The 12669-nt window shown below is 55.4% G+C and carries 12 protein-coding genes; 9 read left to right on the top strand and 3 right to left on the bottom strand.

Features of this window, described 5'->3' with window-relative positions; translation table 11 throughout:
- Window position 1 precedes the first annotated feature (1 nt).
- Both CKV99_RS11155 and CKV99_RS11150 read left to right on the top strand, forming a co-directional pair.
- Entirely contained in the window at window positions 2-394 is a 393-nt protein-coding gene (locus CKV99_RS11155; protein WP_092259238.1) for a hypothetical protein, read from the top strand.
- Window positions 395-554: 160 nt separating this feature from the next.
- A complete protein-coding gene (locus CKV99_RS11150; protein WP_092259241.1) occupies window positions 555-1043 on the top strand; it encodes a hypothetical protein in 489 nt (162 codons plus the stop codon).
- Between the two features lie 321 nt (window positions 1044-1364).
- Here the strand turns inward: CKV99_RS11150 and CKV99_RS11145 are convergent.
- Window positions 1365-2611 (bottom strand): IS3 family transposase gene (locus CKV99_RS11145; RefSeq protein WP_095114748.1). Its coding sequence is split into 2 segments (ribosomal slippage): window positions 1365-2329 and window positions 2329-2611, totalling 1248 coding nucleotides; the frame shifts between segments, so codons are not numbered across the junction.
- Between the two features lie 70 nt (window positions 2612-2681).
- On the opposite strand from CKV99_RS11145, the gene CKV99_RS14345 reads away from it, so the two are divergent.
- The 4 genes from CKV99_RS14345 to CKV99_RS11130 all read left to right on the top strand — a co-directional run bounded on the left by CKV99_RS14345 (window position 2682) and on the right by CKV99_RS11130 (window position 5095).
- A complete protein-coding gene (locus CKV99_RS14345) occupies window positions 2682-3116 on the top strand; it encodes a hypothetical protein (protein ID WP_143063497.1) in 435 nt (144 codons plus the stop codon).
- A 148-nt stretch (window positions 3117-3264) separates the two neighbouring features.
- Complete coding sequence (locus tag CKV99_RS11140) at window positions 3265-3690, top strand: hypothetical protein (protein WP_092261057.1); 426 nt, start codon at window positions 3265-3267, stop codon at window positions 3688-3690.
- A 109-nt stretch (window positions 3691-3799) separates the two neighbouring features.
- On the top strand, window positions 3800-4555 hold the full coding sequence (locus CKV99_RS11135) for a hypothetical protein (RefSeq protein WP_143063496.1): 756 nt from the start codon (window positions 3800-3802) through the stop codon (window positions 4553-4555).
- A gap of 237 nt (window positions 4556-4792) precedes the next feature.
- Entirely contained in the window at window positions 4793-5095 is a 303-nt protein-coding gene (locus CKV99_RS11130) for a hypothetical protein (RefSeq protein WP_143063495.1), read from the top strand.
- Window positions 5096-5144: 49 nt separating this feature from the next.
- Here the strand turns inward: CKV99_RS11130 and CKV99_RS11125 are convergent, their stop codons facing one another.
- Window positions 5145-7487, bottom strand: coding sequence for a DEAD/DEAH box helicase (locus CKV99_RS11125; RefSeq protein ID WP_092261052.1), 2343 nt, complete (start codon window positions 7485-7487; stop codon window positions 5145-5147).
- A 253-nt stretch (window positions 7488-7740) separates the two neighbouring features.
- Between CKV99_RS11125 and CKV99_RS11120 the strand changes: the two genes are divergently transcribed.
- Together CKV99_RS11120 and CKV99_RS11115 are read left to right on the top strand one after the other, a co-directional pair.
- Entirely contained in the window at window positions 7741-7944 is a 204-nt protein-coding gene (locus CKV99_RS11120) for a cold-shock protein (RefSeq protein ID WP_018581751.1), read from the top strand.
- A gap of 110 nt (window positions 7945-8054) precedes the next feature.
- Entirely contained in the window at window positions 8055-8759 is a 705-nt protein-coding gene (locus tag CKV99_RS11115; RefSeq protein ID WP_157728447.1) for a class I SAM-dependent methyltransferase, read from the top strand.
- Window positions 8760-8781: 22 nt separating this feature from the next.
- Here CKV99_RS11115 and CKV99_RS11110 read toward each other — a convergent pair whose 3' ends face one another.
- Window positions 8782-9408 (bottom strand): DedA family protein, encoded by a 627-nt coding sequence (locus CKV99_RS11110; RefSeq protein WP_092261048.1) that lies wholly within the window; start codon window positions 9406-9408, stop codon window positions 8782-8784.
- A 288-nt stretch (window positions 9409-9696) separates the two neighbouring features.
- On the opposite strand from CKV99_RS11110, the gene topA reads away from it, so the two are divergent.
- A complete protein-coding gene (topA, locus tag CKV99_RS11105) occupies window positions 9697-12663 on the top strand; it encodes a type I DNA topoisomerase (RefSeq protein WP_092261046.1) in 2967 nt (988 codons plus the stop codon).
- Window positions 12664-12669 lie beyond the last annotated feature (6 nt).

Below are 12669 nucleotides of genomic sequence, written 5' to 3'. Positions count from 1 at the left end.
CATGTGGATTGATAGTTATGTAGATAACACGGCGGTTGATGCTGACGCATATGTTACATTCCGAGAGCTTGTAGGACGTTTCTATTCTGCTGCTTATGATGAAACCTATAGCGAGACAATCGCAAAGATTGCTGACGGGGCCACCCCAGAAACGGAAGAAGATCTGGTTTCCCTGGCCAGCTGGGTTAGTGGCACCGCGCTAGTGAAGCTACTGGAACTCCTGGCTGATTCGTGTGATTCGTCTGCGGGGCCTCGGATTTGTGCTCATGTTAATGTTGACGGTACGTCTTTTGTGGAGAATCCGACCCTATTAACGTCTGTGTCTGGGGAGCTTCGTGAAGCAAGTCAACAGATTGGGGATGGTATTAAAGTTCCCAAATTCCTGTCGGGTTAGCCGGAATACCTGATATTACACGCTGCCATTGCCGCTTATCGCCATGTATCGTGGGCGAGTGAAGCTTAAACGAAGAGAATAGTGTGGGAATCTTCACGGCGGCCGGGTAGGGTGTGAGATCGAGGTGAAGGGATGTACGGGAGTGCGGGCTTTTACGAGTATGCGTACAGAGTTGCGACAGGGCACACTGCATCTTAATGGGCTGACGATTGAGAGTCGCATTGGGATTGAGTTGGATCCTCATACGGAGTATGTTGTTGGTCTTGAGTTTCAGGTGCGTGAGGGGACTGTCCAGACGGCGATGCGCTTGAAGTCCTACAACGCGGAATTTGGTACTGATGATGGTGAAAAGCTTGATTCGATTCGTTTGACTGATGGTGTATCAAATACGTTTAGCATCAGGGTGTGCACCGGCAAGAAACCTGGTTTACTCAGTGTGTTTAACGAGTATCTTCATTCTTATCACGAGCACGCGGCTCCTGTATACGAGTATATGACGGGTGATGCGGGCATCATTGTTGAAGAAGAGGGTGGGATGATTCGTTTTCGTTGTAATAATCGTGACCCTCGTGAGCAGTTTGCTTTTGAGGATGTCACCGGTGTTCTGACTGTGTCTAAGGTTGTTCCAGAGGTCTATAACCCGAGTTAGGTGCACCGTTGTGGCTGTCATACTGACATGTACGGTGATTGTTCTACTGCTGTAGCCGGAGTGGCCGTGCTGGTTTTGGAGTCAGTGGCATTGGTACTGGTGGGAGGATAGGATGACGTATTTTATGCGTTTCGGGCCTGATTTTAAGGCTATTCGTCCGACGGACGGTACTAGGTTGGCTATGCCGACTTCTGGTGGGAAATTGGAAGTGCATCTGTATAAGAAGACATTTTTTCATGGTGCGGGGCCTTTGGTTGCGGTTCCTCAAACTGCTCGTAATCTAGTAGTTTTGAATCGGCCTGGGTTTTTGAGAGAGGCGTGTTAGGCAGCCTCGAGGGCTGATAGTTGAAAGTGGTTGGTGTATTTCTCGGCTGGTGGGATATTCCCGATCGACGAATGCAACCTGTGCGTATTGTACCAGTGGACCCAGTCGATGGTAGAGGTTTCTACATCCTGAATGTTTCGCCAGGTCGCAGCATCAAAATCAATCATTTCAGACTTGTAAAGCCCGATAGCTGACTCCATTAGCCCATTATCGTATGCATCACCAACGGTACCGATCGAACCGTCCATCCCGTGACGGAGCAGAAGTTCTCGCAGATCACTCGAGGTGTATTGAGAACCTGCGTCAGAATGGTGGATGACCCCAGCGGACTGGAAGGACGGATCCTGGCGTTTTCGTATCGCCAGTGCCTGTTCTAAGGCACGTGTGACCAGGGTATTATCCCGGATGCTATCGACCACAACACCCAAGATTTCGCGGGTGTAGACATCCTCAACGAAGCTGGCATACACCCAGCCCTGGGAGGTGTAGACATAAGTGAAGTCCGCCACCCACCACTGGTTCGGGTGTGTGGCATCCTTCCACGCGCGTTTAATCCGGTCTGCGAAACGTGGATCGCCGTTGTTGCGCACAGTCGTGCACCGGGTCTTTTTACGCAGCACACCCGTGATTCCCACAATGTTCATCAACCGTTGCACCTGGTCACGCCCGATATCCCAGCCTGAGCGTCTGGCGGCATGCCACAGTTTGCGTCTGCCGTAGACGCGCCTGTTCTTTTTCCACAGGTCATACAACCTGTTGGCGGCATAGGCGTCTTCAAGATCGGCGTGAGTCGGACCGAAGCCACGGTCACGATACCGGTAGTAGGTTGCAGGACAAATGTTGTATTCATGCTCATTAAGCACCTGTCTCATCCGCTCGATGGAATACAGGTGCCGATGACGGTGGAGAAACTCCACAATCACTTTAGTTTGCGCTCGCACTCCGCCTGGGCGAAAAAAGCTGATGCCAGCTTCAAGATCTCGTTAGCTTCTTTCAGCTGGGCGTTTTCTTTGCGCAGCTTCTTCAACTCGGCATCTTTATCGGCCTCGCTGACCTCTATCGCTTCTTCATTGTCGTGTTCGGCCTTGCGTGTCCAGTTACGCAGAGTGGATGCCTTGATTCCTGTTTTGGCTTCGACATCACGAATCGCGGCCGCCTTCGATGGCACCCCATCGGAAAGGATATCGAAGTACATCCTCACTGCACGCTCGCGGGTTTCCTGATCATAAGGGCTGATAGCCATGGTGTAACCTCCTTGGGTACATCATGCCCTCTCACAAACCCAGTCCGCTTTAGTTTTGGGGTTGGAAGATGTGGATGTCGTTGAATCTGATTGGATTGTTCCTCCTTTTATTCTGGATAGGTCCGGTTTTGTTGCGGGAGGTCCCTTTAGGCGGGCAGGGAAAATCAGTATTCCGTTTGATCCTGAGAAAATTGCGGTTTTAGGAGACTCGGTGGTGTATCAGCCGCGCATCGCAAGGTTTGTGCCGGATTTTGAGGATCTCAACAGCGGTGGGGTATCAGGGATAAATGGTGGATATGATACTTCGAGTTGGAGTATTAAAATGTGGGTAGGTGGAGTGGGAGTACGACCTGCGTCTTCTGAAGAACGACAATTCCCGCATGTTCCATGGGAAACCTTTTCTTTGGCTTTGTTGGATTTGTGGCTTGAACAGTTCCGGTGTTGTCAGCTGGGTGAGTCAATTCCTTCCGAGATTAGTAAGCCGGAAGGTGAGATAACTTTTTAAAGACCCGGGTAGATCCGTCATCTCTCACAAACCCAGACCGCTCCAGTGGTGTTGCGGGCTGGGTTTGTGAGAGATGACGGATCTACCCGGTATTTTCAACCACCACCATGAAAAACCCGGGCTAACCTACGAGAGCGGAGGATTATTTGTGATTGATGACAGTGTGTTTGCCAATTCTGAGGGCGTGGAATTGACGCGGCATGTTTTGCCTAAGGCTGATGTTGATGGGGCTATGCGTAATGTGCCGAGTTGGGTTCCTGGTGAGTATAGAGAGTTTTTCGATCACTTTTGTGACTTTATTGCGCCGGGATTCGTGTTGTTTTCCCCCGTGTATCCGCCGAGGGAGTTTTACAACATTGATACAGGCTATAAATCGTTCCAGGAAACACTGGAGGTTTTAGGTTTTGACCCTGAACGGTGGTTTCCGGTGGGGCACTCTGACGGATTTAGTTATGCTGTGTATCACTTGAAGGATGACGGTACGGTGGAGTTTGGTTCGTATGATTTTACTGACCAGGATTATTTTGAAGGACCGTTTGGCTCGTTCGTTGAGTGGATGGAAGCACAGGCCTAAACCGGCTTCATACATGCCTGACATGGTGTGATGGGGAAGCGTCGTTTTGTGAGGGGGTTGTGAGGCAGAGGCAAGGATCGAGAAGAGTGATGGACCTGAAGGAGGTTGTGTGATGGGCGTCAAAGTGCAGGGTGTTATTGATGCTGAGCATTATGAAAACCATACTTTTGAAGGCCAAGATTTTGATGCGTTAAGGTTTCAGGGGTGTGTCTTTACCCAACCACGGTTTGTGGACTGCACCGGTTACCACGTTGATTTCCGTGACTGTATTATCGAGCAGCCCGTATCTGTTGGAACGACATGGGACAAGATTAGGTTATTTAATTCCACGCTGACTTATCCTGCCGTGCTGCTTCGCGCTAGGGATCTCAACACAATTAGTGGTAGTACTCTTATCGATGTTCATATCGTTGGAAGTACGTTGCCCACGTCGTCTTCCCTTGTGATTACCGATTCTCGCATTACAGGTTCCATCAGCAACGTTGTTTTCGTAGAGAATACTGACCACACCCAGTGTGTTCAGGTTGATCTTACTGAATGTCAGCTTACTAATGTGTGCTTTGTTGGTATCCCCGCCGAGCGCTTGCGTCTGCCTAAACACCTTGAGGGTTTCATTTGTCCGGACTGGCAGGAAGTAGCCGCCACGTTGCAGCCATATGTTCGGCATGTTGTCGAATCCGCGCCGGTGAAGTCACCCGAATATGAGGCGGCGACTCGTGTCCGTAGAGCACTAGAGTTGGACGAATATTACGGCCGAAATCTTTCTGAGCGTGGTGCCCGATTCATATCTGAGCTGGCTTTTGCTGACGACTCTCCGGTTAGTCAGGCCGTGAAAGAAATATATGCGAAGAGCATTGATATTTGATGAGCTGCTAATTGAGGAGTAATCCTCTTCGGCCCGCTTCCTGGCTATCCTCCGGCCTGGGTGCCCGGTAAACCCGGAGGGATGCAAGCGCCGATTTCATCGACCCGGCCATCAGCCGGGGTGACGCTGGTGTCCACATTCCTGATCATCGAGAAGCTATAAGCCGTTGCTCTTGAATGTCTCCTGCTTCAGGGTAATCTCATGGCTGAAAGTGTGTGGAGATAGAGGGTGGTCGGTGTGCCGTCGGAGGTGTCGTTTGAGCCGAGTTTCTTGCCCGAGATGGATTTTACGGATTGTGATTTCTCGGTATTAGAGGACGATCCTGAGTTTGAGGTCCAGCGGGTGATATCTCAGGGTGTTGAGTATGTGCATATGACCGCTGAGTTTGGCGTGCAGAACTACGTTCCCAAGTCGTTGTGGACGATTGTGGATGGTGTTATTGCGGAGAGGACGATGAAGTGGGCGTTGTCGTTGCCGTTGGTTGATGGGCTTGATGTGACTGATCCGTACCGGTTTGTGGAGCAGTGGAACAAGCAGTAGGAGGGTCGGTTGTCTGTGTTTGCTGATGATCGGTTGGAGGCAGGCCAATCTACGCCGTCATCGTCACCAGAGCACCCAGCAGCTTCAACGCTGCAGCTTTGTCTAAGGGCTGGTTGCCGGTGCCACACTTCGGTGATTGCACACACGACGGGCAGCCGGACTCGCACCCGCAAGCCTGTACGGCCTCAAACGTGGCGGTGATCCACTCGTGAAAGCGGGCAAAACCCTCATCAGCAAAACCCGCACCACCAGGGTGGCCGTCATAGACAAACACAGTGGGCAACATCGTGTCTTGGTGCAACGCGGTTGACACACCACCAATATCCCAACGGTCACAGGTAGCCAGCAATGGAAGCATCCCGATCGCGGCGTGCTCCGCAGCATGGAGGGCACCCGGAATTTCGCCTGCGGAAATGCCCATGGCCTCCAGTGCTTGTGGGTCGATGGTGTAGGCCACCGCGCGGGTAATCAAGGTTTGTTCCGGCAGATCAAGAGGGATGTGGTCACTGACGGTGCCGTCGGCAAGGCGCACCACATAGCCGGTAACACGGTCGGTCACCTCCACATCCACATTTGCCACCCACAGGCCAGGGGAGTAGTTGACCAGGTGCTCGTCGTCAAGCTCACCCGGCACAATCCGGATAGTGGTGGTCGAGCGTGCCTGGGTGGAGTAATCGACAGCCTCAGGCTTAGCCAAAGCGATATAACCCTCAAGATCAAGTTCTTCAATCACGTAGTGTTCGCCCTGGTGGATGTACACCGCGCCCTCGTGCACCTGGGCACCGGCGCGCGCAGAATCGATGGTGCCCAACAAGCGCCCGTCGGAGATGTCGACGATCATCACCTCCTCGCCAGACCCACCACGTAAAGACACCGCCGAGTGCGCGGACTCCGGGGTGACATCGCCTTCAAGCTGGGGCACCGCAAACCAACCGTGCGGCCGCCTGCGCAGAAAACCGCGCGCGGAAAGATCATCAACCACGTCCTGGGCCCCAAACGCCTCGATATCGGCCTGCGTTAGCGGGGCCTCCACCGCAGCGCAATACATATGCCCCCACAACACATAGGGATTAGTGGGGTTAAATACAGAATTCTCCACAGGGCGCCCCAACAACGCCTCAGGATGATTGACCAGATAGGTATCCATCGGCTCATCGCGGGCAACCATCACCACCACCGAACCCTGGCCCCGCCTCCCCGCACGCCCGGCCTGCTGAGTAAACGAGGCCACAGTACCAGGGAAACCGGCCATCACCACAGCATCCAACCCGCCCACATCAATGCCTAACTCCAACGCATTCGTGGTGGCCACCCCCACCAGCTCCCCCTCGTCCAGCTTGCGCTCCAGTTCGCGGCGGTCCTCTGCCAAGTATCCGGCACGGTAGGACGCGACGCGGGAAGCGAAGTCCGCACGCCCAGCAACCACCAGCTCTTCGGCAGCGCGCATAGCGACGATCTCTGCCGCACGCCGAGAACGCACAAACGTGAGTGTGCGCAACCCCTCGGCGACCAGCACGGCCATGATCTCAGCAGCCTCAGTGGTAGCCGCTCGGCGCACGGGCGCACCGTTTTCCCCCTCAGCGCCCTCGATGAAGCCGGGCTCCCACAACGCAATGGTGCGCTCGCCTTGTGGGGCTGTGTCCTCCGTGACCGCAACAACGTCGCGCCCAATCAGTCGCGAGGCCTGGCCAGCCGGATCCGCCACAGTGGCAGATGCCAGCACCACTACCGGATCCGCACCGTACAGCTTGGCAATCCGCAGCAGCCGACGTAGCACCAGGGCCACGTTAGCGCCGAACACGCCACGGTAGGTGTGGCACTCGTCCACCACCACATACTTCAGATGGCGTAGCACCCTGGCCCACCGTGGGTGCGCCGCCAACATGCTGGCGTGCACCATATCCGGGTTTGAAAACACAAAACGGGTGGTCTCACGGATCCCGGCCCGGGCCTCCGTGGGGGTATCGCCGTCATACGGGGCGGGGTGCACGCCACCTAAATCCTCAACCTCGCGCACCAACCTTTGCACGGAATGCAGCTGGTCCGAGCCCAACGCCTTCGTGGGAGTCAGATACAGCGCACACGCGGTTGGGTCAGCGGCGAGTGTGCTTAACACCGGCAACAGATACCCCAGCGATTTGCCCGATGAGGTCCTCGTCGCTATGACCACATCGTTGCCCGCCCATGCGGCCTCAGCACACTGCATTTGGTGCACGAATAAACGGTCCACGCCCTCGTCGTTAAGCACTTTCCGAAGCCCCGGGTGCACCCAGGCAGGCCACTGGCCGTAGCGCGCGGCCACCGGCGCCGAGGTTGCGGCGTGCGTGATCGTTGAGCTGGGGAAACGTCGCTGAATCTCGCCGATGATCTCGTGGCCGAAGCTAGTAGACATCCATCCTCCACCTTTTAGGGTGTAGCCAAACCTCTAATAAGCTAATAATTATTGCTCTTACCCTGTCAAAACTTATGATTTCGTGGCACACTGAGGGTGGTCGCAGATTCTGTGCGCGCCCACAAGGTGCTCGCGAAGGAACTTTATCCGCGGGCACCAGGTTTAATTGCTAGACCTGGTGATTCGGAAAGACCCGTTGTTGATAAAACGTCAACGGCGTAACACTACCGGCAACCAAGGAAAGGTCTACACAATGGCTACCGGAACAGTCAAATGGTTCAACGCTGAAAAAGGCTTCGGCTTCATCGCACCGGACGACGGCTCCTCTGACGTCTTCGTCCACTACTCCGAAATTCAGGGTTCGGGCTTCCGCACCCTCGAAGAAAACCAGAAGGTCGAGTTCGAGATCGGCGAGGGCGCCAAGGGCCCACAGGCACAGCAGGTCACTGCTTTGTAAGAAACGCTGCACATTGCGCTTAACGACGAGCACCCGCGGGATCATCTCGCGGGTGCTTTTCCATAGGCGCAGTCAACTTTGGCAACAACCAGAAAGGATGGGCAATGGACATGGTGCAAAACAAGCTCGACCAATACTGGGATCAACGAGCCCAGACATATCACGCCGACCAAACACGCAAAGAGCGCGCCGAAGCGGAACGCGAAATCTGGGTGAAATACTTGCGCCGAATTTTGCCTGAAACACCAGGACAGGCTTTAGACGTTGGTACTGGCACCGGCTACTTAGCACACCTTGTTCACTCGCTGGGCTGGGACACCACCGGTATCGATACCTCGCAAGGGATGCTTCGCATTGCGGCAGCTCAAGGTGCGGGCCCACGGTTCGAGATTGGGGACGCAACCACCAATTGTAACCGGTTTGGCACTTTCGACCTGGTGATCAACCGGTATGTGATGTGGACGTTGTCAGACCCGCTGAAAGCTGTGCGCCATTGGAAAGAAATTCTGAACCCCCAGGGCAAGATTGTCATTATCGACGCGCTGCATTTTCCGCACGGGATGAAAACGATAGAAAAGAACTCTACTGGCGAAGGCACCGGGGCCTTTGCAAGATTCTATAGCCCCGACGTTGTTGACCAATTACCCCTCGCGCTAGCGCGCACCGTCGACGACTACACCGACGTGTTCCACACCGCAGGGGCCAAAGAAGTGACTGTCACTCCCGTCCCCGAAATTGTGGAGTTGGGCAAGAAAATCGGGGTTGCGGAAGGCCATGACCTCGTCGAGCCCTTCATCATTGCTGCAAATTTCTAGTGCTAATAAACGTCGTTAAGCGCTACAACCGGGAATAGCCGCGACGTTCGTCGACCCACTCAAAAACCCGTTCCTGGGACTTCTGAATCAGCGCACCCACCGCGGTACCTAAGATGACACCAACGATCATGCCAAGCAGTGGGTTTTCTTGGAACAAAGAGCCACCAAGATAGCCAATCAACACTGTCTGGAACGCCCACAAAGTAGCGCCCAGGGTGTCGTAGATAAAAAACACCGGCCACGGGTAACGCACTGAGCCCAAGATGATGGTGGCCACCCAGCGGGCCCAGGGGAGGAACCGGGCCACGATAATGGTCACGCCCGCACGTCTGCGCATATTGCGCCGTACCCAGGTCACCGATTGTCCAGCTTTGGACTCTGGGTCAAGTCTGTCCACAAAGGTGACAAGACGGGTTCCCATGAGATAACAAATATTGTCGCCGATCACGGCACCAAGCAGAGAGAACGCGATTAGGAGCCACACGTTTGGCACACCTTGAGAACCCGAAAATGCGCCAGCCAAGTTCAACACCGTCTCTGAAGGCACGATGGGGGCAAGGGCATCCAGGATGATCAACAGGGTGACCAAAGGGTAGAAAATGGGCATCGTCATGAGTTGTTCGAGCCACAAAACGATGGAATCAGCCACTGCTACCTACCTTTTTTCAAACCTGTAAGAAACTCTATTGGAAGTTCTGTTTTCGTGCTTCGCTCGGAGATAAATGATGGGCAAACGCGAGCAGTGTTAAGGTCAAAAAGATAGGCACCGTATTAATTAATCCCCCCGCCGGCGAACAAATGTGCTAGGTTTCCCGGCAGATAAATATTTACATGGTGTAAGCCGAATTGTGACATTCTGCATAAAGTTTGAATATGGTAAGGCACTATGCCAGTAAGACACACAGGCTTGCACCTAACGAATTGAGGTACACACACCGTGGCGGATGGAAGCGGATCAGGTAAGACCCTGGTCATCGTCGAGTCGCAGACTAAGGCGAAGAAGATCCAGAACTACTTGGGCGACGACTACCTTGTCGAAGCCTCCGTGGGGCACATTCGTGACCTGCCCGGGCGTGCAGCTGACATTCCGGACAAATACAAAAAGCAACCGTGGGCCAAGCTCGGCGTGAACCCCGAGAAAGACTTCGAGCCTATCTACGTGGTTAGCCCGGATAAAAAGAAGAAAGTCGCTGACCTGCGCGCCAAGCTGAAACAGGCCGACAAACTGCTGCTGGCAACAGACCCGGACCGCGAGGGCGAGGCCATCGCCTGGCACTTGCTGGAAACGCTCAAGCCGAAAGTACCGGTCGAGCGCATGGTGTTTAACGAGATCACCAAGTCCGCCATCCAAGAAGCCGCAGAGAACACCCGTGAGCTCGACACAGATCTTGTCGACGCCCAAGAGACCCGCCGCATCTTAGACCGGCTCTACGGCTACGAAGTCTCCCCGGTGCTGTGGAAGAAGGTCATGCCACGTTTGTCTGCGGGACGTGTGCAGTCCGTTGCCACGCGCGTGATCGTGGAACGCGAACGTGAGCGCATGGCGTTTATCTCCGCAGAGTACTGGGACCTCACAGTATCGACGTCGCAGGCCCCGTCGACGGAGCCTGCAACGTCGACCTTCGATGCTAAGCTCTCAGCCGTTGACGGCAAGCGCATTGCCCAAGGACGCGATTTCGACGACCGTGGCCAGCTCAAGAGCAGCGAAGTATATGTCGTCGATAAGCAAGCGGCGGAAAGACTGGCTGAGGCCTTAGACAAGGCCGATATGAGCGTGGACTCGGTGGAGGAAAAACCCTACACCCGCCGCCCATACGCTCCGTTTATGACGTCGACGCTGCAACAGGAGGCCGGCCGTAAGCTGCATTTCACCTCGGCGCGCACCATGCGGATTGCGCAGCGACTCTATGAAAATGGCCACATTACGTATATGCGTACAGACTCGACCTCGCTGTCCAAGCAGGGGTTGAGCGCTGCACGACGCGCCGCCACCGAGCTGTATGGCGACAACTACGTCTCGCCCAGTCCACGCACTTATGACCGGAAGGTGAAAAACTCGCAGGAAGCCCACGAGGCGATCCGCCCGGCGGGCGAGCGTTTTGCCACCCCTGGCCAGCTGGCGGGCCAGCTTGATGCTGAGGAGTTCAAGCTTTATGAGCTGATCTGGCAGCGTACCGTGGCCTCCCAGATGGCGGATGCGAAGGGGACTTCGATGAAGGTGACCATCTCCGGTACCGCCACCACCGGCGAGCACGCCGAGTTCAGTGCGACCGGCCGCACAATTACGTTCCCGGGTTGGTTGCGTGCCTACTCGGATTCTCAGGATGCGAAGGAATCGCACCTGCCGCAGCTGGCCAAGGGTGATGCGTTGATTGCGCAGAAGATCACCGCCGACGGGCACTCCACCAATCCACCGGCCCGTTATACCGAGGCCAGCCTGGTGAAGAAGATGGAGGACTTAGGGATTGGTCGCCCGTCGACGTATGCGTCGATCATCAAGACCATCCAGGACCGTGGCTATGTCTTTGTCCGCGGCAACGCCCTGGTGCCAAGTTGGGTCGCATTCTCGGTGGTGGGCCTGCTGGAAGAAAACTTTGACGCCCTGGTTGACTATGACTTCACCTCTTCCATGGAAGACGAGCTGGATGAGATTGCCGCGGGCAATGAAGATCGCACCGAATGGCTCAACGGCTTCTACTTTGGCGATGCCGAAGCTGACGAATCCACGGCCGAATCCGTGGCGCGTCGCGGTGGCCTGAAATCTTTGATTGAGACCAACCTTGAGTCCATCGATGCGCGCGCGGTGAACTCTTTGAAGCTTTTCGACGACGCGCACGGCCGCGCCATTAATGTGCGTGTGGGCCGCTATGGGCCGTACCTGGAGCGCCAGGTCGGGGTGACAGATGAGGGTGAGCCGGAATATCAGCGCGCGAACCTGCCGGAATCAGCAACGCCTGACGAGGTCACCCTCGAGATGGCTGAGAAGCTGTTTGCCACCCCTCAGTCTGGCCGCGAGTTGGGTGAAAACCCTGACAACGGCCGCATGGTGGTGGCGCGCGAAGGCCGCTACGGCCCGTACGTCACCGAGGTTGTGCGTGACGACGAGCGCGAAAAAGCCGAAGCTGAGGCAGAAGACATTGTTGCCCAAGAACGCAAGGCTGAAGACGAGCAGCGTGCTGCCGACGGCATGCGGGCGAAGAACTGGGAAACCAAGACTGCTGCCAAGCAGAAAGAAAAGCGCATCGCCGAGTATGTTGATGAGAAGCTCAAACCTAAGACGGCGTCGCTATTTAGCTCGATGGAATCAGCGAGCGTGACCTTGGAGGAAGCACTCAAGCTGCTCAGCCTGCCGCGCGAGGTTGGTGAGGACCCAGCCGACGGTGAAATGATTACTGCTCAGAATGGTCGCTATGGCCCGTATCTGAAGAAGGGCAACGATTCCCGTTCGCTGGCCAGCGAGGAGCAGATCTTTGAGATCACGCTGGAGGAAGCCCGCCGCATTTACGCGGAGCCGAAGCGCCGTGGCCGCCAAGCTGCGAAACCGCCGCTGAAAATGTTGGGCGACAACGACGTGTCCGGCAGACCCATGAGTGTGAAGGATGGCCGCTTCGGCGCTTATGTCACCGACGGTGAAACCAACGCATCACTGCAGCGTGGCGACACCCCGGAGACCATGACTGACCAGCGCGCCAACGAGCTGCTGTCAGCTCGGCGCGCCCGCATGGCCGAAGAAGGTGGGGCACCGGCGAAGAAGGTGGCCAAGAAGGCCAAGAAGGCGACCAAGAAGGCCACGAAGGTGGCCAAGAAGGCCACGAAGGTGGCCAAGAAGGCCACGAAGAAAACCGTAAAGAAGCCTCCGCAGACCACCAAGCGTGTGGTGAAGGCGGGCTCACGGAGAAAGTAGGACACC

Origin of the sequence: Corynebacterium cystitidis (assembly GCF_900187295.1) — a bacterium.
GTDB lineage: Bacteria > Actinomycetota > Actinomycetes > Mycobacteriales > Mycobacteriaceae > Corynebacterium > Corynebacterium cystitidis.
This window is presented reverse-complemented; position numbering and strand designations above follow the sequence as displayed.

Coding starts and splice junctions, on each gene's coding strand:
- CKV99_RS11120 (WP_018581751.1), top strand. CDS start 7,741: ATGGCTACCGGAACAGTCAAATGGTTCAACGCTGAAAAAGGCTTCGGC.
- CKV99_RS11125 (WP_092261052.1), bottom strand. CDS start 7,487: ATGTCTACTAGCTTCGGCCACGAGATCATCGGCGAGATTCAGCGACGT.
- CKV99_RS11115 (WP_157728447.1), top strand. CDS start 8,055: ATGGTGCAAAACAAGCTCGACCAATACTGGGATCAACGAGCCCAGACA.
- CKV99_RS11155 (WP_092259238.1), top strand. CDS start 2: ATGTGGATTGATAGTTATGTAGATAACACGGCGGTTGATGCTGACGCA.
- CKV99_RS11150 (WP_092259241.1), top strand. CDS start 555: ATGCGTACAGAGTTGCGACAGGGCACACTGCATCTTAATGGGCTGACG.